19 protein-coding genes and 3 pseudogenes are annotated in these 24,800 nt (G+C 72.1%); 9 read left to right on the top strand and 13 right to left on the bottom strand.

The window, feature by feature from the left end; translation table 11 throughout:
* The first annotated feature begins 26 nt into the window (after nt 1-26).
* Entirely contained in the window at nt 27-1,328 is a 1,302-nt protein-coding gene (locus ACGFRF_RS37610; RefSeq protein ID WP_393747912.1) for a ThuA domain-containing protein, read from the top strand.
* Between the two features lie 72 nt (nt 1,329-1,400).
* On the opposite strand, the gene ACGFRF_RS37605 is transcribed toward ACGFRF_RS37610, so the two are convergent.
* On the bottom strand, nt 1,401-2,411 hold the full coding sequence (locus ACGFRF_RS37605) for a questin oxidase family protein (RefSeq protein ID WP_393747910.1): 1,011 nt from the start codon (nt 2,409-2,411) through the stop codon (nt 1,401-1,403).
* A 180-nt stretch (nt 2,412-2,591) separates the two neighbouring features.
* Entirely contained in the window at nt 2,592-4,721 is a 2,130-nt protein-coding gene (locus tag ACGFRF_RS37600) for a SpoIIE family protein phosphatase (protein ID WP_393747908.1), read from the bottom strand.
* A gap of 539 nt (nt 4,722-5,260) precedes the next feature.
* Here ACGFRF_RS37600 and ACGFRF_RS37595 point away from each other — a divergent pair.
* Nucleotides 5,261-8,935, top strand: coding sequence for a WD40 repeat domain-containing serine/threonine protein kinase (locus tag ACGFRF_RS37595; RefSeq protein ID WP_393747906.1), 3,675 nt, complete (start codon nt 5,261-5,263; stop codon nt 8,933-8,935).
* Nucleotides 8,932-10,176, top strand: a complete 1,245-nt coding sequence (locus ACGFRF_RS37590) for a protein kinase (protein ID WP_393747904.1) — start codon at nt 8,932-8,934, stop codon at nt 10,174-10,176. Before ACGFRF_RS37595 ends, ACGFRF_RS37590 begins: the two co-directional genes overlap by 4 nt.
* A gap of 39 nt (nt 10,177-10,215) precedes the next feature.
* On the opposite strand, the gene ACGFRF_RS37585 is transcribed toward ACGFRF_RS37590, so the two are convergent.
* From ACGFRF_RS37585 to ACGFRF_RS37575, 3 genes are all read right to left on the bottom strand, one after another.
* A complete protein-coding gene (locus ACGFRF_RS37585) occupies nt 10,216-10,914 on the bottom strand; it encodes a hypothetical protein (RefSeq protein WP_393747903.1) in 699 nt (232 codons plus the stop codon).
* 41 nt (nt 10,915-10,955) lie between these two features.
* Nucleotides 10,956-11,594, bottom strand: coding sequence for a DUF7019 family protein (locus ACGFRF_RS37580; RefSeq protein ID WP_393747901.1), 639 nt, complete (start codon nt 11,592-11,594; stop codon nt 10,956-10,958).
* A gap of 130 nt (nt 11,595-11,724) precedes the next feature.
* Nucleotides 11,725-12,678 (bottom strand): GNAT family N-acetyltransferase, encoded by a 954-nt coding sequence (locus ACGFRF_RS37575; protein ID WP_393747899.1) that lies wholly within the window; start codon nt 12,676-12,678, stop codon nt 11,725-11,727.
* 197 nt (nt 12,679-12,875) lie between these two features.
* Here ACGFRF_RS37575 and ACGFRF_RS37570 point away from each other — a divergent pair.
* Nucleotides 12,876-15,205 (top strand): annotated as a pseudogene (locus ACGFRF_RS37570) (Tat pathway signal sequence domain protein).
* Between the two features lie 657 nt (nt 15,206-15,862).
* Here the strand turns inward: ACGFRF_RS37570 and ACGFRF_RS37565 are convergent.
* The 3 genes and pseudogenes from ACGFRF_RS37565 to ACGFRF_RS37555 form a co-directional block, all read right to left on the bottom strand.
* Nucleotides 15,863-16,162 carry a hypothetical protein gene (locus ACGFRF_RS37565; RefSeq protein WP_393747897.1) on the bottom strand — a complete coding sequence of 100 codons (300 nt, stop codon included), beginning with the start codon at nt 16,160-16,162 and terminating at the stop codon, nt 15,863-15,865.
* Nucleotides 16,163-16,372: 210 nt separating this feature from the next.
* Nucleotides 16,373-16,636: pseudogene (locus tag ACGFRF_RS37560) on the bottom strand (DUF6003 family protein); the annotation flags it as partial.
* 113 nt (nt 16,637-16,749) lie between these two features.
* On the bottom strand, nt 16,750-17,607 hold the full coding sequence (locus ACGFRF_RS37555; protein ID WP_393747896.1) for an MBL fold metallo-hydrolase: 858 nt from the start codon (nt 17,605-17,607) through the stop codon (nt 16,750-16,752).
* Between the two features lie 262 nt (nt 17,608-17,869).
* Between ACGFRF_RS37555 and ACGFRF_RS37550 the strand changes: the two genes are divergently transcribed.
* The 3 genes from ACGFRF_RS37550 (at nt 17,870) to ACGFRF_RS37540 (ending at nt 19,623) form a co-directional block, all read left to right on the top strand.
* Nucleotides 17,870-18,433 (top strand): DUF2243 domain-containing protein, encoded by a 564-nt coding sequence (locus ACGFRF_RS37550; protein ID WP_393747894.1) that lies wholly within the window; start codon nt 17,870-17,872, stop codon nt 18,431-18,433.
* Nucleotides 18,433-19,272, top strand: a complete 840-nt coding sequence (locus ACGFRF_RS37545; RefSeq protein ID WP_393747892.1) for a cytochrome c oxidase assembly protein — start codon at nt 18,433-18,435, stop codon at nt 19,270-19,272. Before ACGFRF_RS37550 ends, ACGFRF_RS37545 begins: the two co-directional genes overlap by 1 nt.
* Nucleotides 19,273-19,380: 108 nt before the next feature.
* Entirely contained in the window at nt 19,381-19,623 is a 243-nt protein-coding gene (locus ACGFRF_RS37540; RefSeq protein WP_393747890.1) for a hypothetical protein, read from the top strand.
* A 167-nt stretch (nt 19,624-19,790) separates the two neighbouring features.
* Here ACGFRF_RS37540 and ACGFRF_RS37535 read toward each other — a convergent pair whose 3' ends face one another.
* The 4 genes from ACGFRF_RS37535 to ACGFRF_RS37520 form a co-directional block, all read right to left on the bottom strand.
* The gene (locus tag ACGFRF_RS37535; protein WP_393747888.1) at nt 19,791-19,913 is read right to left on the bottom strand and encodes a hypothetical protein; all 123 of its coding nucleotides are present in this window, start codon (nt 19,911-19,913) and stop codon (nt 19,791-19,793) included.
* A gap of 44 nt (nt 19,914-19,957) precedes the next feature.
* The gene (locus ACGFRF_RS37530; RefSeq protein ID WP_393747886.1) at nt 19,958-20,791 is read right to left on the bottom strand and encodes a class I SAM-dependent methyltransferase; all 834 of its coding nucleotides are present in this window, start codon (nt 20,789-20,791) and stop codon (nt 19,958-19,960) included.
* 84 nt (nt 20,792-20,875) lie between these two features.
* On the bottom strand, nt 20,876-21,232 hold the full coding sequence (locus ACGFRF_RS37525) for a hypothetical protein (RefSeq protein WP_393747885.1): 357 nt from the start codon (nt 21,230-21,232) through the stop codon (nt 20,876-20,878).
* 336 nt (nt 21,233-21,568) lie between these two features.
* Nucleotides 21,569-22,474, bottom strand: coding sequence for a helix-turn-helix transcriptional regulator (locus ACGFRF_RS37520; protein ID WP_393747883.1), 906 nt, complete (start codon nt 22,472-22,474; stop codon nt 21,569-21,571).
* 212 nt (nt 22,475-22,686) lie between these two features.
* On the opposite strand from ACGFRF_RS37520, the pseudogene ACGFRF_RS37515 reads away from it, so the two are divergent.
* Nucleotides 22,687-23,019 (top strand): annotated as a pseudogene (locus ACGFRF_RS37515) (zinc-binding dehydrogenase); the annotation flags it as partial.
* Between the two features lie 316 nt (nt 23,020-23,335).
* Here ACGFRF_RS37515 and ACGFRF_RS37510 read toward each other — a convergent pair.
* Nucleotides 23,336-24,184, bottom strand: a complete 849-nt coding sequence (locus ACGFRF_RS37510) for an RNA polymerase sigma factor SigF (protein ID WP_393747881.1) — start codon at nt 24,182-24,184, stop codon at nt 23,336-23,338.
* A 229-nt stretch (nt 24,185-24,413) separates the two neighbouring features.
* On the opposite strand from ACGFRF_RS37510, the gene ACGFRF_RS37505 reads away from it, so the two are divergent.
* The gene (locus ACGFRF_RS37505) at nt 24,414-24,701 is read left to right on the top strand and encodes a DUF4190 domain-containing protein (protein ID WP_393747879.1); all 288 of its coding nucleotides are present in this window, start codon (nt 24,414-24,416) and stop codon (nt 24,699-24,701) included.
* Nucleotides 24,702-24,800 lie beyond the last annotated feature (99 nt).

Raw genomic sequence — 24,800 nt, 5'->3', positions numbered from 1 at the left:
ACCTCCGTACGACAGGAGAGAGACACATGCACACTGGCAGAGCGTCCTCCCCCCTCCCCTCCCTGTGTCTGCGGCTGCTGTTCCTGATGGCGGTGCTGCTCGGCCTGGCCGGAGCACCGGCACAGGCCACGCCCCAGGTCGCCGCGGCGCCCTTCAAGGTGCTGGCCCTGTACAACGGCACCTGGGACGCGGCGCACATCAGCTTCGTCAAGGAAGCCAACGAGTGGTTCCCGCGGCAGGCCGCGGCCAACGGGTTCACCTACACCGCCAGCAACGACTGGAACCTGCTCGCCAACGGCGGCGTGAACGCGTACCAGGTCGTCCTCTTCCTCGACGACCTGCCGCAGACAGCTGCCCAGCGCTCCGGATTCGAGCAGTACATGCGTTCCGGCGGCGCCTGGATGGGCTTCCATGTCTCTGCGTTCACCACGAACGCCGCCGAATGGCCGTGGTACCACAACCAGTTCCTGGGATCAGGTGACTTCAGGTCCAACACCTGGGGCCCGACCACGGCCGTGCTGCGTGTGGAGGACCGTACCCACCCCGCGACGCAGAACCTTCCGGCCACCTTCACCTCGTCGGTGAGCGAGTGGTACAGCTGGTCCAACGACCTGCGGCAGAACCCCGACATCAGGATCCTGGCCTCGATCGACCCCAGCAGCTTCCCCCTCGGCACCGACCCCGACCAGACCTGGTACAGCGGCTACTACCCGATCCTGTGGACGAACACCAAGTACAAGATGCTGTACGCGAACTTCGGCCACAACGCCATGGACTACGGCACCAACACGCCGCTGTCCTCGACCTTCGCCAGTGAGACACAGAACCGGTTCGTCCTCGACGGGCTGAAGTGGCTGGGCGCGGCGACGCAGACCCAGCCCCCGTCCGGGCCCATCTCCGAAACGGCCTGGTACACGCTCCGCAACAGCGGCAACGGCACCTGCGTGGACGCCCGCGCCGCCGCCACCGCCAACGGCACCGTGGTCCAGCAGTACACCTGCAACGGCACGACCGCCCAGCAGTACCAGTTCCGCTCCACCGACAGCGGCTACCTGCGCATCTCCAACCGCGGCAACCCCCAGCAGGTCATCGACGTCACCGACCGCTCCACGGCCGACGGCGCCCCGCTCCAGCTCTGGTCCTACTCCGGCGGCCAGAACCAGCAGTGGCGTGCCGTCCAACAGTCCGACGGCGCCTACCACTTCGTCGCCCGGCACAGCGGCAAGTGCCTCAGCGCCGCCGCCACGGCCGCCACCGGCGTCCAGCTCACCCAGCGCACCTGCGACAACTCCGCCGCCCAGAGCTTCGGCCTCAGCGAACAGCCCTGACCCGGCCCGGCCTTGCGCCGGTCGGCGGAGCGGGCCTCGGCCGAAGCCCGTCGCGCCGACCGCGACGGCCTCCTACCTCAGCGGTTCGCTCAGGTCGATGGCGCGCAGGGCCGCCGCCAGAGCCCGTTCGTCGCCGACGTCCAGCGCCGTGTCGGTCAGCTTGATGACGTGTTCGTCGCCGTGTGCCAGGGCACGTTCGACGACCTCTTCGGGGATGAGGGTGCCCGGTGGGGTGTAGGCGACCGGGGCGTCGGGGGCGTACATCGCGGTCACCGCGGCGGATGCGGTCCAGGCGGCGTGCAGGCTGGGCACCCACAGGGCGTGCGGCAGCGCGGGCAGGGTCCGCAGCACGGCGTTGGGGGCCGTGGCCGCGTGGACCAGCATCGTCTCCTCGCCGTGGCCGTGGGTGGCGTACCGGTGGGTGGCCGCCCGCACGAGTTCGGTCAGGCGCCGGTGCGCGACGTCGGGTTCCGTGACCGCCGCCGCCCACTCCGGAAGGCGCCTGACGTGAGCGAGCCGTGCGGGGAACCCGCCCTCCCGTGCGGCGATGGGCGGCACCGCGTCCAGGGCGTCGGTGGCGCTGTCGGCTCCGGGCAGGAGGGCGATGTCCGTGACGGGGCGGTGGCGGGCGGCCCAGTAGCCGAGGCCGTGGGCGAGTTCGGTCAGCCGCGGCCCGGTGCTCTCGCCGTTCAGAAGCGTGCGCACGGCATGGCCGACCCGGATCACCGGATGCGTCGAGCCGCCGTACATGCCGGGCAGCAGGCGGGGCCACCACTGCGCGAGCACGTCGCGCCAGGGACGCTCGGCGATCTCGCGGCCGAAGAAGGCGATCCAGTCGGCCGCGCGGCGGGGATCGCCCAGTGCGAGGCGCCAGTTGGCGGCCGTGACCGGCTCGACGCCGGACGGGAACTCCTCGAGCTTGCGCGCGTACAGATCGAGCCACGGGTGCACGGCCCGTGCCTGTCCGCGCGCGGCGAGGGCCTCGACGGCCATCGGAGCGTGATTGGTGAGCCGCCCGAGTCGCTCGGGTCCGGAGCCGTGCAGTCGTTGGAGTGCCTCGTCGAGGGTGCCTGTCGTATCCATGGCGGGGACGGTAGGCGGGAGATCGCGGCGGCGTAACCGGCCAGGGGCTTAGGTCCTGACCTAGGTCACGGTCCCGGCGCCGACCCGCATCGCGCCCCGGTGACGGCGGACACCGTCGGCTCGGGCGCCGAGACGGGCCTCTGCCCCCGCGCCGTCACCGGTGAGTGGCGACCCGGTCCGTCACCGCTGTCCATGGCCCGCCGCGTAGTGCAGTACGAGCAGTGCGATGTCGTCGGTGCGCTGACCGCCCGGGCCGGCCTTGCCCACGAGGGTGTCGATGAGCGCGTCCAGGTCCCGGTCGTCGGCGTGGGCGAGATGGTGTGCGAGGTCGGCGATGGAGTCGTCGAGGTCGACTCCCGGCGTTTCGATGAGGCCGTCGGTGTAGAGGGCGAGCATGAGTCCGGGGGTGAGCGGGATCTCGGTCACGGGAAAGACGGCGTTCGGGTCGATCCCCAGGAGCGGTCCGGGTGGCACGTCGAGGGGTCCGGTGTCGCGGTTGGGCAGACGCACGATCGGTGGTGGGTGTCCGGCGCTGGCCAGGATCGCGCGGCGGCCGGTGAGGTCGAGGTGGGCGTAGAGGCAGCTCGTGAACAGGTCGGTGCCGAGATCGATCAGCAGCCGGTTGGTCCCCGAGAGCACCTGGTCCGGGGGCGTGCCCAGCGCCGAGTGGGCGTGGACGGCGGTACGGACCTGCCCCATGAGAGCGGCGGCGGCCGCGTCATGGCCCTGGACGTCGCCGATGACGGCCGCGACGACGGTGTCGCCGAGCGGGATGAGGTCGTAGAAGTCTCCGCCGATGTCCATGCCCCGGGTGGCCGGCAGATAGCGGGCGGCGACCCGCAGACCGGAGACCGCGGGCAGGGCACGCGGGAGCAGCGCCTGCTGCAGACCGTGCGCGAGGTCGTGCTTGGTGTCGTACAGGCGGGCGCGGTCGAGGGCCTGGGCGATGAGGCCGGCGAGCGAGGTCATGACGGCGCGGTCCTCGGCCGGGAAGGCGCGGGGTCGGTCGTAGGACAGGATGCAGCAGCCGACAGGGCGGCCGGAGACGATCAGTGGCAGGAAGGCCCAGGCCTGCTTGCCGCTGACCATCGGGGCCTCGGGGTAGACGCGCCGCATCTCCTCCGCGTCGGCGAAGAACGCCGGAACGCCGCTGGCGAGGACCTGCCCGGCCGGGGTGAAGCCGGTGTCGAGGGGCAGGCCGTCGAGACGCTCGACGGTCCCGGGGGCGTAACCGCGATGCCCGGTGATCCGCAGGCGACCGGCCTCGGCGCTGGACAGGACCAGGCCCTGGGCTCCGAACCCCGGCATGATCTGGTCGGCGACCAGATCGATGACGTCCTGGACGCTGACGACCTCGGTCAGCGCGGCGGCCAGATGCGTGAGCTGGTAGAGCCGCCCCGCGCGGGCCGGTGTGGCGGTGCGGCTGGTGTGCCGGGAGGCCGGTGTGGGCGGGGCCTGCGCTCCGCTGACGACGATCCGGACGCTGATGCCGCTGGCGTCCGGGTACATGTGGAAGTCCAGCCAGCGGTCCGGCGGGCGGCACACCGTGAACGCGACGGGCTCGCGGCTGATCACCGCGGCGCGGTAGCGGTCTTCGTAGATCGGGTCGTCGAGCCAGCGCAGGGACTGCCACGGAAGGGTGCCGAGCAGATCACCGGCGTCCCGGCCCAGCAGCTCGCAGGCGCCTGCGCTCAGGTAGGAGAAGCGGCCCTCGAGGTCCAGCGCGCAGCTGCCGCCGGGCAACCGCTCGATGAAGTCGGCGGCGGCCATCGCCGGGCTCGCGGCGCGGCGACCCGTGCCCACGGGGAGGACGCGCGGCCGGTCACCGGGCACCGGCGGCGCTCCGTTCTCCAGGGCTTCCTCGATCAGCCTGGCGAGCTGTCCGCAGCTGGCCGCGATGTGCCCTCGCTCCCGCTGGGTCATGTACGGCGGCCGGGTGGCCGGCCACATCAGCAGCAGGGCTCCCCACCGCCGGACGCCGGTGACCGGTGCGGCGACCAACGCCAACGGGTAGGGCAGCGCCATCGCGGTGCGCGGATAGGCACGGGCCAGTTCCTCCTGGCTGCCGAGCCACACCATGCGGTCGTCCCGTACGGCGTCGGACACCGGCGCCGGTGCGGTCAGCGGAATCGTCGCCCACGGCACCGCGAAGTCGGCCGGCGCCCCGCACAACACGTCCAGCAGCAACTGCTGCTCATCGGGTGTGAGCAGGTACAGGACGCCGATGGAGGCGCCCGTCCGGCGCATCGTCTCCACGAACGCGGCATCCCGCGCGCTCGTGGCCGTGGCCGAATCACCCGCTCCGGTCACGCGGCACCTCCAGCCTGGCAGGGGCGATTCCCGGCACCCGTCACACGAGTCCCGGGCCCGCACCGCCCGCTGCGACCGTGTCCGACGCACCCGACCTCGCTCATATCGGGACGCTACGCCCCTACGCGGCGCTCGGCACGCGGTCCCGCCCGGGTGCGCCACGGGGGGTGCCCGAACGCCGAGGGGGAGGAAGGGCCGGAGATGATCACACCGAGCACCGCCGGGTCTCGTCGCGGCACCACCGACCTGGCCGGCCATGTCGCCTCCGAGCGGTTCCAGCGCACCGGCACGGGCCTCACTTCCAAAGGGCGCTGTCGTCGGGGTGGCGGCCTGGGCCCTGCCGAGGCCGCTCTGCCGTCGGAGGTGAGGTACCGCGGCCGTCACCGTCACGGCCGTCGCGCCCGGCAGCACGTACCGCTCGATCGGGGGGAGACGGGCGCGGTCGCGTTGCCCGCCTGTCGCACGGGCGTCGCCGGTGGCGTGCGGGCGTGGGTGTGTCGAGGTTGTCAATCCGCTTGCAGCCGCGCATGGTTGACCGCATGGCGATGGGGAACTGGCGGCGCGGGGACGTCGTCCTCGGCCTGTACGAGGTGCTCGATGTCCTCGACGGCGGCGGCATGGGCCTGGTGTACCGCGTCCGGCACCGCGGCTGGAACACGGAACTGGCGGTCAAGGTGCCGCGCCCCGAACTCGTGGCCACGGCGGCCGGGCGCAGCGGCTTCGAGTCCGAGGCGGGTACCTGGGTCGGTCTGGCCCTGCACCCGCACGTCGTCGGATGTGCGTACGTCCGCCGGGTCGAGGACCTGCCGTGCGTGTTCGCCGAGTGGGTCGAGGGCGGCTCGCTCGCCGACCTGGTGCGGAACGGGCGGCTGTACGAGGACGGCGGGACCGACCCGGTCGGCGTCCTCGCGCGGATCCTGGACATGGCCGTACAGATCGCCTGGGGCATCGACCACGCCCACCGTCAGGGCCTGATCCACCAGGACGTCAAGCCGGCCAACGTCATGGTCGACACGGGCGCCGCCTGGACGGCGAAGGTCACCGACTTCGGTCTCGCGGGTGCCCGCGCCGCGGCCGGTGAGCGCCCGGTCCTGCCACCGCAGAGCAGTCTGCTGGCCAGCTACGGCGGGATGACACCGGCGTACTGCTCGCCGGAGCAGGCCGAGGCGAGGTACGGCGCGGGGGTCTCGCTCACGCGTGCCACCGACGTCTGGTCCTGGGCGTTGTGCGTGCTGGAGATGTTCGTCGGCTCCCCACCGTGCCGGTACGGGCAGACGGCACCGGAGGTGTTCGCGAGCTTTCTGGAGTACGGGCGGCCCGGCCCGGGGGCGCCCCCGCTGCCCCCGGCCCTCGCCGATCTGCTCTGGCGGTGCTTCGAGGTCGACCCGGCGCGGCGCCCGCGCCGCCTGGACGAGCTGGCCGGGACCGTGGCGCGGCTCTACGAGGAGGTCGTCGGCGCGCCGTACCCGCGAGTGGTGCCGCAGGAGGCGCGCCTGCTCGCCGCCGGTCTGAACAACCAGGCCCTGTCACTGCTCGACCTCGGCCGGACGGAGGAGGCCGAGGAGCTGTGGGCGACGGCCAAGGACGTCGACCCGCACCATCTGCCCACGGTCTACAACTGGGCCCTGCACCGCTGGCGGCGGGCCTCGCTGTCCGACGAGGACGTCCTCTCCGACCTGCGGACGACCCGGGACCTGCACAGCGAGCCCGCGCAGGTGGACCAGCTGCTCGGCCTGGTCCATGTCGAGCGCGGCGACGACGAGGCGGCCCGCGGGCTGCTCGCGGACGCACCGGATGTACCGGAAGTGGCGGCCGCGCGCGCCGAGTTGGCGCGCCGGGGGTCCGGTCATCCGTGCGAGCGGCTGAAGGGACACCAGGGCTCGGTGCGGGCCGCCGCCGTGAGCGCCGACGGCTCGGTGGCGGTGACCGGCGGGGAGGACGGCCGCCTGTGCGTGTGGGAGCCGGCCGGCAACCGCCGCCGGTACGTGCTGCCGCCCGAGCCGAGCGACGAGGCGCGCGCGCCGGTCACCGCCGTCGCGCTCGCTCCCGACGGACGCACCGCGCTGGTCGGGCACCGCACGGGATCCGTCGAACTGTGGGACGTGGCGGCCGGAAGGCGCCTGAGCGCGTTCGGCGGGCGCCGCTCGGCGGTCGTCGCGGTCGCGCTGAACGGCTCCGGCGGTGCCGTGGTCGCTCGCGACGGCGGCCCGATCGAGGTCTGGGACCTGAGGTCGGAACAAGCGGGGCCGGGCGGACGCGTGGTGTGCGAGCTGGAGCACCCGCCCTCGACGTACCAGAGACTCGACCCCTCCACCCGGCGGATCCTGCCCGAGATCCACAGCGAGCCCTCCGTCGTCTCCGCCGTCGCGCTCACCGAGGACGGGCGGGTCGCGGTGTCGGCGTCGGACGAGGAGGGCAGCGTGGTGTCCTGGGAGGTCGCCACCGGCCGGCCGCTGAGCCGCCTGGTGAAGTCGGCGGACATGCACAGCACCGGGATCAGTCTGATCGCGCTCAGCACGGACGGCACGTACGCACTCCTGAGCGGCCGCCTCCAGGCCAGCGTGCGCATCTGGGAGACCCGGACCGACCGGGTCCGCGACACCGTGCCCGACAAGCTCGGCGCCTACTGCCGGGTGGCCCTGAACAGCGATGCCACGCTCGGCGTCTCGATCCCGTCCGGATCCACCGACCAGCCCATGCGCGTCTGGGAGACGCGCACCGGCCGCTGCGTCCGCACCGTCCGACCCGAGGTCCTGGTCGAGCCCATGACGGGGATGACCCTGCCGATACACCTCGACTGTGTGGCGGTCAGCGGTGACGGCCGGGTCGTCGTGCTGGGCGACGAGTGGGGCGGCGTCCAGTTCCACCACCTCGCCCCGCCCGGGTACCGGGCCCCCTGGAGCTACGCGCGCCCGCGCACCGCGGTCGCCCTCACGGACGACGAGACGCGGGTCGACGCCATGGTGGAACGCGCGGCGGAACTGGCCGAGCAGGGCAGGGTGAGGGCCGCCGCCGAACAGGTACGGGCCGCACGCGCCGTTCCGGGCTTCGAACGCCACCCCGAACTGCGGGAGATCTGGGCGCAGTTGGGCCGTTCGGCGGGCAGGCGCACGGACCTGCTGAGCATCTGGCAGCGTTACGACCTCAGCGGCGGTCTCGTCCTCACCCAGCAGGTGAGCCTCGGACTGAGTCTGGACGGGGAACTCGCCGTGACCGGCGGGTCCGACGGGCGCGTGCGGGTGTGGGAGCTGCAGACCGGTCAGCAGGCGCACGTGTTCCCGGAGCGGGTGGCCAACACCCACACCGTGCTGGTCGCGGAGGACTGCCGCCTCGCCGTCACGGCCGACTGGGGCGGGGCCGCGCACGTGTGGGACTTCGAGAGCGGCACCAGACGCGCCCAGTTGTACGGCGACCAGGGGCACGTGAAGGTGGTCGCCCTCGACCGGAAGGGCGAGCACGCGCTGGTCGGCGACCACGGCGGGGCCCTGTGCCTGTGGTATCTGCGCGGGGGCGGACAGGATCGTACGGCCGTCTCTCCGCACCAGGGCCGCACGATGCTGGCGCACGACGGTCCCGTCGGGGTGGTCCGGCTGACCGCCGACGGGCGGTTCGCCGCCTCGGCCGGGCTGGAGGACCGCACCGCACGGCTGTGGGCGACGAGGACCGGCGTTCCGCTGCTGACGTGCCCGCTCGGTGGGGTCGACCCCGAGGTGAGGTTCTCCCCGGACGGCAGCCGGTTGTTCGTCAGCTGTGTCGGCACCCTGTCGGCGTGGGACGTACGCACCCGGCGGCACCTGTACGACCGTGAGACCGGCCCCGGCCCGCTGGCGCTCAGCGCGGACGGACGCATCGCCGTCAGTCCCGGCCTGTTGAAGGTGGAGGTGTGGGACACGGGATCAGGGAGAACGGTGTGTGAACTGCCCGAGCGACATGCTGCGTTCGACGTGAGCCCCGACGGTAACTACGTCGTCACCGCCGGCCATGACCGGAGCCTGCGGATGTGGGACGTGCGGACGGGCCGGTGCCTGCACACCCTCGAAGGCCACCCCGAGTCCGTCACCCTGGTGACCTTCACCGCCGACGGCCGCAACCTCGTCTCCGCCGACCTCCGGCCCGGCATCCGCTTGTGGGAGCTGGACTTCGACTACGACTTCGCCGGCGACGACCCCACGGACCACCCCGTGCCCACGCGGGAGGAGGCCGAGGACCGGTGACCGCGCGGGTGACCGTCTCCGTGCACACGCGCACGGGGGTCATGGAGTACGGCTTCGGCGAGCCGGTGACGTGTGAGGTGGGTCGGTCGGCAGAGTGCCGGATCCGCATTCCCGACGGTCACCCTGGCGTGTCCCGACGGCACTGCCGACTGGACGTGGACCCGCCGCGGCTGCGGGTGCGCGACCTGGGCAGCAGCTACGGCACCCACGTCAACGGCGGCCGTCTGGGGCCCCTCGTCGAGCAGCCGCTGGCGGACGGCGACGAGATCCGCATCGGTGACGTACGGCTGCTGATCACGGTCACCGGGCCGCCGGAGGCCACGACGGCGGCCGGCCCCGAGGAGCCGGACCGTCGCCCGCCGGTGTCGATCCCCGGCTACGAACTCCTCCGGGAGCTGGGGCGCGGTTCCCAGGGAGTCGTCCACCTGGCCCGGCATCTGGCATCGGGGGAACTCGTCGCGCTCAAGCAGATGCTCGCCCCTCAACCGGTGGACGACAACGCGCGTTTCGCCTTCCGCCGCGAACTCGTCGGCATCCGCGCCCTGCGCCATCCGAACATCGTCGCGTACCGCGCCGACGGCGACGAGATGAACGCGTTCTATTTCGCCACCGAGTACTGTCCCGGTGGCAGCCTCGAGGACTGGGCCGCCCGGTACGCAGGTGCGCTGCCGGTGGATCAGGCCCTGGCCGTCGTCCGGCAGGTGCTCTCCGGCCTGTCCTACGCCCACCAGGCCGAGCTGCCTTCCCCCCGGCAGTCCGACGGCACGGTCACGTCGGCGCGGGGCCTGGTGCACCGGGACGTGAAGCCGGCCAACATCCTGTTGGCGGGGACGGCCGCCGACGGCCACCCTCTGGTCAAGCTCGCGGACTTCGGGCTGGCCAAGGCGTTCGAGCGTGCGGGCCTGTCCGGGCACACCCGGACCGGCGCCCTGGGCGGGACGATCCCGTTCACGGCTCGCGCCCAGCTGCTCGGCTACAAGTACGCCGGCCCCGAGGTCGACGTCTGGGCCACGGCGGCCTGTCTGTACTGGATGCTCACCGGTGCCACACCGCGCGACTTCCCGCCCGACCGCGACCCGATCGCCATCGCCCTGCGCGAGCCGGTCGTCCCGGTCCGGGACCGCGTCCCGTCGGTGCCGCGGCGCCTGGCCGAGGCGATCGACACGGCACTGGTCGACACCCCGGACGTCAGGGTGCGAACGGCGGCCGCACTGGCCCGGTCCCTGGAGGAAGCCACCTGACGACCGGCGGCGCCCCACCGTACCCGGGCCCGAGGTGTCTCAGCCGCCGCTGTCCCGGACGTGGGCTCCGCCGACGTTCATGGTGAATCCGGTACGGCCCAGTTTCTCGAACCCGCCCTTGAACGTGCTGGCCCGCAGGGCCTCGTCGTGCACGGCCCGCTGCCTGGCCGAGAATCCGCTCCTGTCGATGTCGAGTGTGGGGATGACGGGCGCCACGGCGTGCCGGAGGTCCTCGGGGAACCGTGCCAGGTTGGCCTCGTAGTCGGGGTCGTCCGGGTAGCTCAGCGACACCGTGAGGGGCGGTTCGGCGCCGAGCCGGTCAGCAACGGCGCGCAGGGAGTCCGCCAGCTTCTCGAGAGCCATCCGGAGCGCTCCGCTCAGGTCCATCTCGCCGGGGGCGCGCACGTACACCGGCGGCGCGGCCTCCGGCACGACATAGCGCACCACGACCCTGCTGTGCGCGAACCGCACCAGCAGGGAGGGCCAGGGCCCGCCTCCCTCGACCGTGAACGCGGGGCGCTCAGGGTTGTGGTACAGACGCAGCATGACGTAGTCGATCGTCTCCGTCGCCTCGGGCGGCAGGTTGTCCGGCGTGTACGGTCCCCGGCTGCGCCGCCGCAACGCGGTGTCGTCCATCATGGCGACCATGCGGGCGGTATCGGCATCGACCTCCAGCATCAACGGGTCGATGGCCAGCTCCAGCATGAGGTGACAGGCGGCGTCGATCCGTGACGACACCGACGGTCCGGTGCCGTCCGTCCCGTTCCCGCGGAGCCACCTCATTCGGCCAGGGCGACGTAGAGGGGGCTGCCCAGGAGGACCGCCCTGTCCTCGCCGGGATACAACTCGGGGTACGGGCAGGGGCCGTGGAGCATCCGCTTGGCCACGAACTCCACGAGCTGTACCGGTCCGCGCAGCGCGGAGTTGGCCCGGACGACGGCGCCCAGTGCGTCCGGGTCGGGGGCGTCGCCGCCCGAGGCGAGGGTGGCCAGTTGCGGCAGCAGGGCCGGCATGAGCGAGGGGCTCATCCGGTGCCCGGCCGGTGTCTCGCCCGCAACCGTGCTCAGGACGTGTGCCGTGGAGCCCCCGAGGCCGACGATGGTCCGCGCGGTGTGCCCGCCGAAGTACACGGCGTCCCCGTCGCCGATGGGACCCCACTGCATCGGAAGCACCCCCTGCACGTACTGGCCGGGCTCGTCCACGTCTCCCAGGTCGCCGTGGTCCGCCAGATGGTGCAACACGCGCTCCAGACGCGTGAAGCGGTCCGGGCCCTCGCTCTCGACGCTGTGCTTGGCGCCGACCATCTTCAGGCCGACACTCAGCTCCGTGACGCTTTTACGCGCCCACTTCGGATCGATCTGTGACAGCAGCATGTCGACCTTGACATCGCTGACGTACAGGTAGTAACGGAAGGACACATCCGCCCCTCTCCCCCGTGCCGAGTGCCTAGATGCTACCCGTCCGACCGGTCGGGTGAGCGCGCTATCGGCCCGCCACCGGACCCGGTCGACGTTCCGCGCCCGACCGCCCGCTGCGCGGTGGACCTCCTCAGGGTTCTCCGCGCTGCGGGCCCCCGGCAGGCTGTTCGAGGATGAGCGCCTTGCTGTAGACCGTGGAGCTGCGTCGGACCGTCATGCCGATCCGTTCGTAGAGCGAGAGCGCGCCGGTGTCCGTGTGCGTCCACAGCGTGCAGGTCCGCTTCCCCTGGTGGTAGAAGGTGCGGAACGCCTCCCGCAGCAGCGTGCGGGCGATGCCCCTGGTGCGGTGGTCGTGCCGTACCGCGACCCGTTCGACGTACCCTTCGTCGCTGCCGGGGACGTCCGAGGACAGCACCACTCCGACCAACTGGCCGTCGGCGAAGGCCAGGGGTGAGGCGGCCGGTTCGAACGTGGCGCCTTCGACCGTGAGGCGGGCCCACTCCGCGTAGGTCTTGCGCCGCTGCTGCCACTCGTCGAACGCGTCCTCGGTGACCTGGTACGCCGCTTGCTCGTCACCGGGGCGGAAGGGCCGTACGGTGATGCCGGACGGCGGCTCGGGCACCTCCGGTTCGACCGGCATCGTGATCGCCAGCAGCCACTCGGTGACGAGCGGAACGTACCCGCTGGACCGCAGGAGCGCGCTCGCCGCGGGATCGCTGTCGGGAACCGACTGGGACAGCCGGTCGCTCCCCAGTTGCCGGCCCCGCGCCTCGGACCAGTCCAGGAGCGAACGGCCAAGGCCCCGCCCCCGGTGATCGGGATGGACATGGATCCGGGTCCGCCGCCCCCGCACCCGGCCCCAGCCGACCAGGTCCCCCTGGCAGTCGTGCACGAGCACCGTGTCCGACTCCGGTTCCTGGTCCGGCAGGCCGAGATCGGCCGCGATGCGATCGATGCCGGTCACCGCGCGGCCGAGCAGCTCGCGCTCGCACGCGGCGACCAAGCGATGAACCGCCTGCACGTCGGCCGGGGTTGCCGACCGGCTCCGGTAGCCGACCGGCCACGGTGTGGGGAGATCAGACATGAGGTGAACCCTGCGCCATTCCGGCTGCCATGTCGACCTCATTGAACTGAGAGTCGGCGGCGCCCTCCGATACATCGGATGTGTGCCAGGGTCTGGCCGAATTCCACCCGCTCCTCGCGATTGACAGGTGCATGATCTCTGCCTACGTTCGCCGATACACCCGATGTTTCGCGTACCGTTAGGCATGGAGGAAGCTGATGACCTCGCAGCCGGAGAAACGCTCACCGGTGGCTCGCAGAACCGTACTCGGCACCGCGCTGGGCGGAGCGGCAGTGGCGGCACTGCCCGGGACCGCCCAGGCCGAGCAGTTCTTACCAGCGGAGCCGGCCGGTGGTGCCGCGGCCGGAGGCGGCAGAAGCCCGTGGACACTGCGCGACACCATGACCACCGACGCTGCCTGGGCAGGGTTCCTGCGGGGTCAGGACCTGCTCTGGAGCAGGCTGCCCGCCCTCTGGTACGAGGGTCCGTTCCTCGGTGACGGACTGCTGGGCAGCATGATCTACCGGGAACCGGGCGCCGACCGGATCCGCTTCACCGTCCAGCACGGCGCGTCCGGGACCACCGGCCCCGGTTCGGCAGCGGCTGGGGCACCTGCCGGCTGCCGGTGGGGCACCTCACGCTCGAACCGGCCGGCACCGTCACCGCCGTCGACTGGCGGCTGAGCCTGTGGAACGCCGAACTGACCGGCACCGTCACCACCACCGCGGGCACGCTCACCCTCTCCGCCCTCATCCACGACGAGGTACTGGCCGTCCGCGTGACGGCCGACGGCGGCGAGCGGGTCACCTGGACGTTCCACCCCGAGGAGGCCGTCAGCCCCCGGCGCATCAGCGAGGCCCCGCCCTCCGGATACACGGCCCACCCGCCCTGGACCACCCGCACCTGCGCCGACGGCACCGAGCAGGTGCTCCAGTCCCTCACCGGCGGCGGCCAGACCGCCACCGCGTACCGCCGCACCGGCGACGAGCTGCTCGTCAGCGTCGGACACAGCTTCCCCTCCGGCACCGCCGCCGAGGCCGCCTCGCTGCGCAACCTCAGACGCGCGGCGTCGTACAGCGCCCTCAGGCGACGGCACACCCGTTGGTGGCACGCCTTCTACCAAAAGAGCTTCGTCTCCTTCCCCGACCAGCGGCTGCAGAGCTTCCACTGGATCCAGCTCTACAAAGTCGCCTCCGCCAGCCGCGCGGGCGGCCCCGTCATGGCCACCTGCGGACCGTGGCTGGAACCCACGCCCTGGCCCGCGGTCTGGTGGAACCTCAACGTCCAGCTGGAGTACTGGCTCATCCATGGCTTCAACCACCCCGAACTCGACTCCCTGGCCACCACCCTGCGCCAGAATCAGGAACAGCTCATCGCCAACGTGCCCGCCGCCTATCGCCCGGACAGCTCCGGCGTCGGCCGCAGCTCCGACATGTTCGCCAACCGCGGCGTGGGCGAGCCGGGCACCGGTGCCGAGACCGGCGACCTCACCTGGGCGCTGCACAACGTGTGGCTGTCCTACCGGCACTCCATGGACAAGGCCCTGCTGCGCGACACGATCTACCCCGTGCTGCGCCGGGCGATCAACTACTACCTGCACTTCCTCACCCCGGGCAGCGACGGCGGACTCCACCTGCCGAGCACGCTCTCGCCCGAATACCCCGTCGTGCCGCCGCAGGACACCAACTACGACCTGGCGCTGATCCGCTGGGGCTGCCAGACGCTCATCGAGTCCGCCGAACTACTCGGCCTGGACGACGAGTTGCGGCCGCGGTGGCAGGAGGTGCTGGCCAGGCTCACACCGTACCCGGTCGACGACAACGGCTTCATGATCGGCGCCGGCACACCGTACGCGCAGTCCCACCGGCACTACTCGCACCTGCTGATGGTGTATCCGCTGTACCTCGTCCACTGGGACCAGCCCGAAAGCCGCGACCTCATCGCGAAGTCGGTGGCCCACTGGCACGCGCTGACCGGCGCCCACCGGGGCTACAGCTACACAGGGGCCGCCTCGATGTATGCGATGACCGGCGACGGAGACACGGCGCTCACCTACCTGCGGAAGTTCTTCGACCCCACGACCCGCTACCCCTGCCGGGCCAACACCCACTACACGGAGGCCGGTCCGGTCATCGAGACGCCGCTGTCCGCCTCGCAGTCCCTGCACGACATGTTCTGCCAGAGCTGGGGCGGGGTGATCCGCGTCTTCCCGGCCGTCCCGGCCGCTTGGGCGGACGTCACCCTGCACGATTTCCGCACCCAGGGCGCCTTCCTGGTCAGCGCCGTCCGCAAGGCGGGTGCGACCCGGTTCATCCGCGTCAAGAGCCTGGCCGGGGAGCCGCTCAGACTCCGGCACGGTCTCAGCGGGGCCCTCACCGTGCTGCTGGACGACGGGAGCCCGGCCCGCACCCGTGACCTGGGCGACGGCACCCTCTCCATCGACCTGCCCAAGGGCCGCGAGGTACTCGTCCACTCCGGCGCCCGGCCCGGCCTCGTCATCGCACCCGTCGCCCTGACCGAACCGGGCCCGGCCTGGGGGCTGCCCTAGGTCGTGTCCGCAATGTCAGGGCAGCCAGAATTGCAGAGTTCACCGCCAGGGTCGCTGTCTCAGGCAGGGTCGACCAGGCGGTAGCCGATCCCGCGGACGTTCCGGATCGGGTCCCGGGACCGAGTCGACGGCGGAGTCGGCCGAGCAGCGCGTCGACCGCGTGGGATTCCGGCTGGTGCCGTACGCCGGCGCAGCACTTGGCCGGTTGGTCAGGGGTGACCAGCGCGCCGCCGGCCGGCATCAGGGCCCTGGAGGACCACAGCCTCCGTGACGGTCAAGGACAGCGGTACCCCGGCGCGGGTGTACCGGCCGTCGCCTCGGCCCCGCTCCAGGTCGCCGACGCGCGGCCGGGAGGCCTAACCACGGGGGCGCGGGCGAGGTTGGGCATCCGGGTGGCCGGTTCGGGCCGTGCTGAAGGGCTTGACCAGGTAGTCGTTCCGCGCCCTCCTCGACGAGGGCCGCCGGTTCGGCGTGCGAATCGAGCGCGGTGAGCATCAGGACCGAGCGGGTTCAGCGGCCCGGCGGTGGGCGGCCACCAGGCGGAGGACGTCTCCGTCGGGCGCGCCCGGTCGGCGACAAGGCCGTGACAGGCGATGCCGCCCGACTTGAGGCCGGCGTCGGTGAGGCCGGCGGCAGGCCGGTAGCCGAGTTGCTCGGTCAGTCCGCGGCCTGCCATGCGGAAGCCACAACCTCACCGGCCATGACCTGGGGAGGGTTGGGAAGCAGTGACGCAAGGTGGTCCCGGACGAAGTCCGTCGCCTTCGAGATCGATTCCTCGGCACCGGCCCGGTCCTGGAAGACGCTCGTCGAGACCATCACCCCGTCCCCGGCATCGAGCCAGTAGTAGGCCACGAAGCCGGAGACCTCGCGCATGAGCGGCACAAACCTCTCGTTCACGACGCGTCCCGCCTCGGCGGGATCGGTCACCCCTTCGTACCGCCGGACTGCAGCGTACATCGCCAAGCTCCTCACGGGGTTCTGGGTTCGTCCTCTGCTGAGACGTCGTACCCCTGCCCCCGCTGCCTGGCTCGAGAGGCGTCAGGCAATCACCTGAAGGGCCGCCTCGGGTGATCCGAACGGCGGCTTCCGCCCGGACAACCGGCCCTGCCCACCGACTTCGTCCCAAGGGCCCGGCAGGGACTGCGGATCCGCTCCTCCTCACCTGGGCTGCGGAGCCGCCCGGTGCCGCAGTCGGCTCAGTTCCTCGTCGCTCAGCGGGACCGACAGCCGCTCCGCGTTCTCGGGAATGGCGTCCGTGGCTTCCAGAGGCACCACCCGCACGTGCGGGGACGTCACCGCCACGCCCTGCGCGTCCAGCCACGCGCGTACCGAGGCGGTCTCCATGCAGGTCAGTTCGCCCACGGCGGCCGGTGGCAAGCCCAGTTGCTCGGCCGGGTCCTCCACGAGAAAGAGATAGGCGTCGTCGGTCATCAGCCGCTCCTCGTGACAGCTCGTCTGCCCTTCGCCGTTCCGGTTACCCCGTCCGCGTCCTCCTACCGCCCGCGCACCCCACCGTCGTACCGCGCGTGCCGCCCGATCGCCGGTCACAGGATCACGGGAACCGCTCCCGGCGCGGCCGTCAGCCTGGCGCGCCCGCCGTGACCGCAGTGGACGATCCGGTCGCCGAGTCCGAGTCTGTCGGCCTCGGCGAGGAAAGCGGACAGAGGCGAGCGCATCACCGTGTAGTCGTGGTAATGCACGGGCAGGATGTTGCGGGGCCCGAGGCGCCGGGAGAGTTCCGCACCCTGCGCGCCGTCCATGGTCACCACGAACCCGCCGGGGAGCCGGGTGCCGCCCAGGTGCAGGACGGCCAGGTCGGCGGCGGGAAAGCGCTCGGCGATCTCGTCGAGGCCGTCGTACACGAGCGTGTCGCCCGAGATGTAGAGCCGCAGCCGAGGTGGACGCCCGACGGGGCCGAACTCGATCATGCTGCCCATCACCGGAGGCAGCAGACCTCGAAGCACCCGGTGGCCGGCGTGCCGGCCGGGCAGTGCCGTGACCCTGGCCTCCACCCCGCCCTGCGCCAGGGTGAGCCCCCGCCAAGTGCGCAGTCCCGCCGTCCGGCCGAAGCCGTGGATCACCTTGAGCCGACGCGCGGCATGGGGTGTGGTCAGCACCGGAACGCCGCGGTCCAGGTGCCGGCGGGCCTGGCGGTCCCAGTGGTCCCCGTGCAGATGGGACAACACCACCCCGTCGAGGCGGGGCAGCTCCCGCGGTCCGACGGCCGGCTCGGTCAGGCGTCGGCTCACCAGGCCGTAGCCGAGGTAGGCGTACTGGCCGCGGTGCAGGAAGTTCGGGTCGGTGAGCAGGGTCAGTGGGCCGTAGCGCAGGAGCACGGTCGCGTTGCCGATGAAGTGGATGTCGAGCGCGTCGGCGCTGGTGTCGTCGCTGGTCCCGGGCATGGTCACCCGCCCTTCGCCGGAGCCGGAGGCACCACCGCCGCTCCCGGGGGGTGCTCTCTTCGCAGGGGTGGGGTACCCCTGGGCGGGCGGAACCACTCCCCCGCGGAACCCCAGGCGGTTTCCGGCTCGCCGGGTGGGCGGTGCCCAGGTGCGTGCGTGCGCACCGCACGCGAACGGCATATGGCCGAGGGTGGTACGGCGCTGCGGCCGGGGAACTGGTAGTTCCTCATAGGGACGGCCGACGCCGACGGAGACGAGGGTCATGACAACCAGCGTGAGCGGAACGAGGGCCGAGACCGCGCCGACGAGCCTTCAACTGCCCGGGATCGTGCTGGGTGTGGGGCTGGGCGGGTTCCTCGACGGCATTCTGCTGCACCAGCTCCTGCAGTGGCACCACATGCTCACCAGCACCAACCACGATCGCATCGGCGTGAAGTACTACGACCCGCACACCGTCTCCGGGCTGGAGATGAACACCGTGTGGGACGGCGTCTTCCACACCGTGTGCTGGATCGCCGTCCTCACCGGTCTGGCGATCCTGTACTCGCGGGTGACGACCGAGCGGCGCCGGGTGTGGACCTCACGGGTCCTGTGGGGCTGGATCCTGGTCGGCTGGGGCATCTTCAACCTCGTCGAGGGCATCCTGGACCACCAGATCCTGGGCATCCACCACGTCCACGGCGGGCCGCACCAGGTGTGGTGGGACATGGGCTTCCTCGTCCTCGGGGCGCTGCTGATCGCGGGGGGCCTGCTGCTCCGGCGCGGTGGACGGCCGATCGATCCCGCGGCGGCCCCGGGCTCCGGGCGAACCGGGCGCGTCGCCTGATGCACGAGGGCACACCGCACACGCATCATCCGGCCGACGGCAGCCTGTGGGAGATGCAGATCCTGCTGCCGGCACTGGCCCTCTCGGCCTGTGCCGTCGGCTATGTGGTGCTGGCGCACCGAGCGCGACGGCGGAACCCGGTACGGGCCTTGAGCCCGTGGCGTGGCGTGGGTTTCCTCACCGGCCTCGCCCTGTTGTCGGTGGCGCTGCTGCCGCCGGTGGCGTCCCTGGCCCACAGCGACTTCCGCGGGCACATGGCCCAGCACATGCTCATCGGGATGTACGCCCCGCTCGCCCTGGTGCTCGGTGCCCCGGTCACCCTCCTGCTGCGCGCCCTTCCCGCGCCGGGCGCCCGCCGTCTCACCGCCCTCCTGCACAGCCGCCCGGCCCGTTTCCTCGCTCATCCGGCCGTCGCGCTGCTGCTGTCCACGGGCAGCCTCGCGCCCTTGTACTTCACGCCGCTCCTCACCGTCGCCATGGCCCACCCGGCCGGACACCGGCTGTTGCTCGCGCACTTCCTGCTGTCGGGGTGCCTGTTCGCCCATGCCATCGCCGGTCCTGACCCCGCCCCGCGCCGCCTCGGCGTGCGCGCCCGGCTGATCTTCCTCGGCTGTGCCATCGCCGCGCACTCCGTCATGGCCCAGCTGATGTACGGCGGGTTCTGGGTCGACGTCCACGCTCCCGTCCCCGAGGTCCAGGGCGGCGCGGAGATCATGTACTACGGCGGTGACATCGCCGAACTCCTCCTCGCCGCGGCTCTCGTCGCCACCTGGCGCCCCGAACGCCGCGCCCGGACCGCCGTGCCGGCATCAGCGTCCTGCGGCCCGGCGCGGGCCTGAGGCGCACCGCCCCGGCATCCACGGCCGTGCCGTGACGGCGGCGGTCACCGTTTCCCGGGGTCCCCCGGGGGAACCCGGCCGAGCCGAGTCGCAGAGCGGAGGACGAACATGACCGGTCACAGCGATGACGCCCGCGACAGGTACGCACGGGCGCGCGACGCCGACGAGCCGGGGGCGCATTCCGGCGCGGAGAGCCAGGCGCGGGAACGGAAGATCCCCGGTACGGCGAGCGCCGAGGAGGGCTACCAGCCAGGGCGCGGGACGGCGGCGGGAGAGCCGCTGAAGATGCGTGAGGCGCAGGAGGAGGACGCCGACGCGCAGGAGCGGAACGAGACGCGGCAGGACCGCTAGCCGTCGGCGCGTGCGGGACGGAACGCCGCGGAGACCGTAAGAATCCGCCCGCCGTGACGTGGATCGCGTCGTGGCGGGCGGGCACGTGCGTGCCGGCAGGAGCGGGCCTGTCGCCGTGCCGGAGCGACCGGATGCCGTCCGGGCGACCGCGATGTCGCCGGGTCCGATCAGCCCGCTCGGTGACCCGTGCTCTCCCTGACGTCGTTCACCAGTTTGTCCAGCAGGGCGATGAGCTGGGCACGCTCGTGCTCCGACAGACCGCTGACGAGGGCCGCTTCCCGTCCGAGCACGATGTCGACGGATCTCTCCGGCGGCAGCGCCGGCACCGTACTCGCTACGGACTTCGCCAGAGGAACACCTCGGTGCTGGGGGCCCGTTCGGAGAAGTGGCCCATCGGGGAGGCCAGGGCCAGGAGGCGGCGCAGGTCGATCTCGAAGGCCTCGCGTCGGGGGCCGAACAGATGGGGGGCCGAGTAGGACAGCGAGAACGTCCAGGCGACGATGTCGTCCGTGGTGCGCCGCAGGACCTGCCCGGCCGGGACGACATGCCGCTCGGGTCCGAGGAATCCGGCCCCGGCGAGCACCGCCGCCTCGTCCCCGGGCGTCCCGTGCGGCAGCAGGCCGCGGCCCGCGCGGCGGACGGGACCCAGGTAGCGCTTGACCAGTGCGGCGATGTCCTCGTAGGGCGCGGCCGGGTACGGCAGGCCCTCGGTCGTGCGGGTCTCGGTCTTCAGGTCGGACAGATGTATCAGTGCTCCGCCGGTACGGAGCATGCCGCGCACCGTCTGCGCCACGCGGTGGCGGTCCATCCAGTGGAAGGACTGCGCGAAGGCGGCCACGGTGAACGTGCCGAGGCCCGCCGGCAGGTCCTCGGCGCGGATCCGCACCCAGTGCGTCTTGTCGGCCACCCCTGCGGCGGTGGCCCGGCGTTCGGCCTCGGCGATCATTCCGGGGTCCGGATCGACGCCGACGACCTCGTGGAACAGGTGAGCCAGGGGGACGGTGATCGTGCCCGGTCCGCAGCCCACGTCGAGGAGGCGTCCGTGGCCGTCGGCCGGCAGCACCTCGGCCAGCAGCGGCACCAACCCGGAAGCGTACGGCAGCCTGCCCTGCGCGTAATAGGCGGCCGAGCCCGCGAACAGGGTCTCGTCCCACTCCCAGTCGGTCATCGGTTGATGATGCCAGGCCGGCGGTGCCGGTGGTACCGGACCGTGTGCCCCGACGGACAGCGGCCCTGCGGCAGGCCTCGCCCGTCAGCGTTCCCGGACGCGCCACCACCACCAGCGCCCGGCCGTCCACCCGGGCATCCGGCCGGGGTCCGGAAGCGTACGACGCTCGAACTCGGTGTCCAGGCGTCGCACCAGCCGCCGCAGATCCCGCCGGGCCCCGGCAGGCAGCCGGCGCATGGCCTCCTCCAAGGTGTCGCGCGCGTCCTCGACCTCAAGGCCGGGCTGCGGCGGCTCGGTGGCGTTCAGAAAGCGGCCCGGCTGCTGGAACGCCTCCTCCAACAGACGCAGTGCCTCGGCCACGGCATCCCGGTCCATCCACTCGTCCTCCAGGCGCCGGACGGCAGCGCGGGTGAGGGCGGAGACGCCGGGGATGCGTTGCACGGGAACGTGTCTGCGCGGCCGCCATCGCTCGGCGCGGACAGCCTTCGGACGCCTACGCGGCATCGGCCTTTCGGATCAGCATGCCGTCATCTTGCCACGGAGCGGTCTGCGGTGGCGCTGGCCAGGCAGAGGATGCCGGTGGCCAGGAGCGTGGTGCGGACGCGGTCATGGGCGAGGTCCCCGAGTTCGCCGCTGCCAGGGACTCGACTCGCCGCTTCCTGCCGGGAGGCGAGGGCCGAGATGACTGAAGATGTCGATCGCCGGCATGGTCACCGACCTCGCGGGCTCGTAGGGCAGCGGTCTTCTCCCTCGGCCGAGCTGCCGTACCCGCCGTGGTCACACGGACCGCGGGCAGCCCTTCTGCCGGCCCGAGGGCAGCGCGTCCTCGGCGGTCGCGGCCCAGCTGGCCAGGAGCTTGAGGGCGTCCGCGTCGCGCGACCCCGGTTCCGCGCTCATCGCGGAGACGGTCAGCGAGGGCTGTGCGGGCAGCTCCATGGCGTCGAAGGCGAGGGTGATGTCGCCGACGACGGGATGGTGGACCTGCTTGAAGCCGGTCTGGTGCAGCCGCACGTTGTGCTTGGCCCAAGCGGTGCGGAAGTCCTCGCTGCGGGTGACCAGTTCGCCGATGAGATCGGTCAGGGCCTTGTCGTGCGGGTTGCGGCCGGCCTCGGTGCGCAGCAGGGCGACGGTGTTGTCCGTCGCCCTCTCCGGGTCCAGGCCGAAGAACTCGCGGCCGCGCGGGTCGAGGAACTGGAAGCGTGCGATGTTGACGGGTGGGACGCGCCCGTCGGCGAACAGCGGCGCGTACAAGGCGTAGCCGAGGCGGTTGGCGGCGAGGAAGTCGAGGCGGCTGTTGCGGACGAACGCCGGCGCGTCGGTCATCGAGTCGAGGATCCGCTGGACGTTCGGCGAGACCTGGGTCTGCTGCCGGCCCGCGCGCCGCCGCCGCCTCGGTTCGGGGTTCGCGGCACGGGCCAGGTCGTGCAGATGGGCGCGCTCGGCCTCGTCGAGCCGGAGGGCATCGGCGAGCGCGTCCAGGACGGTCTCCGAGACACCGCCGAGGTTGCCGCGCTCGATACGGACGTAGTAGTCGACGCTCATGCCGGCGAGCATCGCGACTTCCTCGCGCCGCAGCCCGGGCACCCGGCGGTTGCCTCCGTACGCCGGCAGTCCGGCCTGCTGGGGGGTGATCCTGGCCCGGCGGGAGGCCAGGAACTCCTTGATCTCGTTCCTGCTGTCCACGCCTTCCAGGCTAGGTCCGCCGTGTCCCGGTCGGGGGGTACTGCCGTTACCTGGAACAGCCGTGCCTTCCGCACCCGCGTGAGCGACGGTTTCCTGGGTGGTGGCCGGTGCGAGGGGCTGGTCGCGGCGATCACCGGTCGCGGCCTTCACCCACCGGACCCGCTACGCCGGTCGGCCCAACCGACGACCGCGATCACCCGGGCCGGGTCATCGGCGTCGGCGCCGACTCCGTGCTGGAGTGCGTAGGCACCCCCGAGGCCATGCGGCAGGCTCTGAGTTGCGCCCGCCCCGGCGGCAACGTCGGCTTCGTCGGCGTCCCGCACGACGTGGCGATCGACGGCCAGGAACTGTTCTTCTCGCACGTCGGCCTGCGCGGTGGCCCTGCTCCGGTGCGGCGTTTCCTGCCGGACCTGATCGAGCGGGTCCTCAGCGGACGGATCGACCCGGGCAAGGTCTTCGACCAGACCCTGCCCCTCGGCGAGGTCGCCGAGGGCTACCGGGCCATGGACGAACGCCGTGCCATCAAGACGCTGCTGGTCCCCTGATCCGCCAGGTCGGGTACCGGTCGGCCTGGTCCGCCGCGTCCCCCGCATGAGCGCCGTACGACCGTCCGCACGGCGCGTGACGTTTGATCCGGCCCCCGCAGCACCCGGCACAGGCCCCGGGCCGCCGTACGGACGGCGGGGGCCGGCTGGGCGGGCCGAGCCGTGACCGGGGTACGGCCGCCGTCGCGTCCCCGGCGGACACGGGAGCCGCGATACGGCTCGCAGACCGGACGTGACAGCGATCCGGCCCGAACGACGGCACGTCGAACGCACGAAGCCCGCCGCTCGTGCGGCGGGCTCGTGGCCGACGGTCGTGTCACTGGGTCGTCAGCAACCCCTCCCTGAGCCGCTTGAGCGTGCGGGAGAGCAGGCGTGACACATGCATCTGGGAGACGCCCAGGCGGTCACCGATCTGGGCCTGGGTGAGTTCCTCGACGAAGCGAAGGTGCAGGATCAGCCGGTCCCGTTCGTCGAGTTCGGCGATCATCGGTGCCAGCGCGTGGAAGTCCTCCACCAGCTCCAGCGCCGTGTCCTCGGTCCCGATGAAGTCCTGCAGCGCCGTCTCGCCGTCCTCACTGCTGCTGATCGCCGCGTCCAGGGACGCCGAGTTGTAGCCGTTGGATGCCAGCCGGGCCTCGACGACCTCCTCCTCGGACAGGCACATCAGCTCCGACAGTTCCTTCACCGTCGGCGTGCGGCCCAGCCGGCTGCGCAGTTCCTCGGTGGCCCGCGCCAGCTGGACCCGGGCCTCCTGCAGCCGCCGCGGGACGTGCACGGCCCAGGACGTGTCACGGAAGAACCGCTTGATCTCCCCCACGATGTAGGGCACGGCGAAGGAGGTGAACTCCACCTCCCGCGTCAGCTCGAACCGGTCGATCGCCTTGATCAGGCCGATCATGCCGACCTGGACGATGTCCTCCATCTCCTCCGGCCCCCGGCTGCGGAACCGGGCGGCCGCGAAGCGGACCAGGGACATGTTCATCTCGATCAGCGTGTTCCGGGCGTACTGGTGCTCGGGCGTGCCCTCCTCCAGCACCGCCAACTGGTCGAAGAACACCTTGGACAACTCGCGTGCGTCCCGGGGAGCCACGCTCGAAGGGTCGGCGAGCTCGGGCAACTCGGCTGCCGTCCGCGTCTCCTGGTCCGCCACGGTCTGCGGTGTCATGGTGTTCCCCTCCCGGATAGGTCCGTAACTGCTGGTGTTGTCAACGAAACGCCGACTACCCCGACCTCCCGCATGCATGCCTGTCCCGCACAAGATCGGTCGCCGGTGCGCGTCCGGCCGGGACGCGCCGTCGACATGGGAGCGTCAGAACAGGGCATTCGGTTGGCCGAGCGAAAACCAAGGAGATCGTGGGCCGTTCGGCCCGACAACCGTCAAACCTGGAGTTGTCATGGCGAGTTACGGCGGTTCCTCTGCCGCTTCCTCCCGTTCGCGCACCAACGGCCTGGCGATCGCGAGCCTGTGCTGCGGCATCGTCGGTCTTTTCCTCCTGAACATCGTCCTGGGTCCGCTGGCCATCGTCTTCGGCGCCGTGGCCCGGCGTCAGGCGGCGGTCAAGAACGGCGCCGGCATGGCGAAGGCGGGCATCGTCCTGGGCATCGTCGACGTGGTGCTGTGGCTGGTGCTCTTCGCCGTCGCGGCGCACAACGGGGGCTTCAGCTGGCACGTGGGCGGCTGACGCCGCGGGGGGGGGGGGGGGGGGGGGGGGGGGGGGGGGGGGGGGGGGGGGGGGGGGGGGGGGGGGGGGGGGGGGGGGGGGGGGGGGGGGGGGGGGGGG

This window comes from Streptomyces sp. NPDC048521 (genome assembly GCF_043199855.1).
Taxonomy (GTDB): Bacteria; Actinomycetota; Actinomycetes; order Streptomycetales; family Streptomycetaceae; genus Streptomyces.
The sequence above is the reverse complement of the archived record's forward strand: the minus strand, read 5'-3'. Positions and strand labels throughout refer to the sequence as shown.

Coding starts and splice junctions, on each gene's coding strand:
- ACGFRF_RS37610 (WP_393747912.1), top strand. CDS start 27: ATGCACACTGGCAGAGCGTCCTCCCCCCTCCCCTCCCTGTGTCTGCGG.
- ACGFRF_RS37605 (WP_393747910.1), bottom strand. CDS start 2,411: ATGGATACGACAGGCACCCTCGACGAGGCACTCCAACGACTGCACGGC.
- ACGFRF_RS37595 (WP_393747906.1), top strand. CDS start 5,261: ATGGCGATGGGGAACTGGCGGCGCGGGGACGTCGTCCTCGGCCTGTAC.
- ACGFRF_RS37575 (WP_393747899.1), bottom strand. CDS start 12,678: ATGTCTGATCTCCCCACACCGTGGCCGGTCGGCTACCGGAGCCGGTCG.
- ACGFRF_RS37565 (WP_393747897.1), bottom strand. CDS start 16,162: ATGTACGCTGCAGTCCGGCGGTACGAAGGGGTGACCGATCCCGCCGAG.
- ACGFRF_RS37555 (WP_393747896.1), bottom strand. CDS start 17,607: ATGCCCGGGACCAGCGACGACACCAGCGCCGACGCGCTCGACATCCAC.
- ACGFRF_RS37550 (WP_393747894.1), top strand. CDS start 17,870: ATGACAACCAGCGTGAGCGGAACGAGGGCCGAGACCGCGCCGACGAGC.
- ACGFRF_RS37545 (WP_393747892.1), top strand. CDS start 18,433: ATGCACGAGGGCACACCGCACACGCATCATCCGGCCGACGGCAGCCTG.
- ACGFRF_RS37540 (WP_393747890.1), top strand. CDS start 19,381: ATGACCGGTCACAGCGATGACGCCCGCGACAGGTACGCACGGGCGCGC.
- ACGFRF_RS37530 (WP_393747886.1), bottom strand. CDS start 20,791: ATGACCGACTGGGAGTGGGACGAGACCCTGTTCGCGGGCTCGGCCGCC.
- ACGFRF_RS37510 (WP_393747881.1), bottom strand. CDS start 24,184: ATGACACCGCAGACCGTGGCGGACCAGGAGACGCGGACGGCAGCCGAG.
- ACGFRF_RS37505 (WP_393747879.1), top strand. CDS start 24,414: ATGGCGAGTTACGGCGGTTCCTCTGCCGCTTCCTCCCGTTCGCGCACC.